The 1,376-nt window shown below is 51.9% G+C and carries 2 protein-coding genes; both read right to left on the bottom strand.

Annotated elements, in window-relative coordinates:
• A partial coding sequence (gene istB, locus LMJ53_RS16950) for an IS21-like element helper ATPase IstB (protein ID WP_229588580.1) occupies positions 1-685 on the bottom strand: 685 nt, incomplete at its 3' end.
• An 11-nt stretch (positions 686-696) separates the two neighbouring features.
• A partial coding sequence (locus tag LMJ53_RS16945) for a Mu transposase domain-containing protein (RefSeq protein WP_420778866.1) occupies positions 697-1,376 on the bottom strand: 680 nt, incomplete at its 5' end.

Below are 1,376 nucleotides of genomic sequence, written 5' to 3'. Positions count from 1 at the left end.
ATCGGTGGGCGTTGTGGATCACTCTGTCTAATAGCGCATCAGCAACCGTCGGGTTATCCATTAGGCCGTACCATTCTGAGACCGGTAATTGACTGACGATAATTGTGCTGCGTTGCTCGTAGCGATCTTCAATTACGTCCAATAAATCGCTGACTTGCTTACCTTTAAATCCCTCAAGGCCCCAATCATCCAAGATCAACATATCTACTTTTTGTAGCTGTACCAGTTGCTTAAGGTAGCTACCATCGGCATGCCCCATTTTCAAGCTCTCCAACAACCGGCCTAACCGGTAATACAGCACGCGTTTATTCTGGCGGCAAGCTTGCTCACCTAAGGCGCAGGCAAGATAGGTTTTGCCGCTGCCGGTGGGGCCGGTTATCAAGATGTTTTGGTGGTACGTCAGGTGATGTCCTTGCATAAGTGGCGTAATTTGCTCAGCCCTTAAGCCCCGCTTTGCCGGATAGCGTAAGCCTTCTGGTGTCGCTTTAAGGCGCAGATTAGCCAGTTTGCGCAAGCGTTGTAAGCGGGTGTTATCCCGCGCCAGATGTTCTTGCTCGACCAGTAATCCCAGTCGTTCATCGAAGCTAAGTTCGGCATAAGTATGGGGTGCAAGGCGTTGTTGCTCCAGCGCACTTGCCATGGCTGCCAGCTTAAGCTGGCGCAGTTGGATAAGTAGTGTATCCATTAGTGTTGTCCTTATTGGTAGTATTTTGAGCCACGGATGTTGATGTGTGTGCCAGGGATAATGGTGTTGGTTTCATCCGGTTGCCTGCGCATATCTTCACCGGTTTTCAGCAGCTTTTTGATGACCGGTATATAAGGTAGCTGGCGGCTTATGGCCAGTGCGCAGGCATTTTCCAGTCGGTCGCTGCCGTAGCGTTTTTGCTCGCTCAGTAGCGCCAGGCAGGCGCGCTGTGCCTGAACCAGATGGTCTTTACTGCGTTCAACCGCTAAGACCACCGCCAGGGTGCTGGAGCCAATATGCTTGGCCCAGCTGCGAATACGCTCCGGGTTCCACTCCTGATAGGCTGCATGGTTTTCTGGCATATGTGCCACATCCGTACTGTGCCGGTAAGCGTTATGGCTGCGGGGATGCTGTGCGACACATTTAGCCTGATGGTAAACCTTCACCAGCGTTTGCGTGGCACTGATTTCAACCCGCTCACCGACTAAACGATGTGGCACCGAGTACCAGTGATAGTCGTATTGTACGTGGTAATCTTTAGCCACTTTTGCAATGCGGTAATCTGTGTACTCATAGGCATAGGGCGGCAATGGCTGTAATGCAGGCGCATCCAGCAAGGTAAACAACTGCTCACGGCTGGCACCGTTGTAATGCTTCATGGGCCGCTGGTTAAGCTCAGTATTCAGTGCCC

Origin of the sequence: Rheinheimera sp. UJ51, assembly GCF_020819615.1 — a bacterium.
Lineage (GTDB): Bacteria > Pseudomonadota > Gammaproteobacteria > Enterobacterales > Alteromonadaceae > Alishewanella > Alishewanella maricola.
The sequence above is the reverse complement of the archived record's forward strand: the minus strand, read 5'-3'. Positions and strand labels throughout refer to the sequence as shown.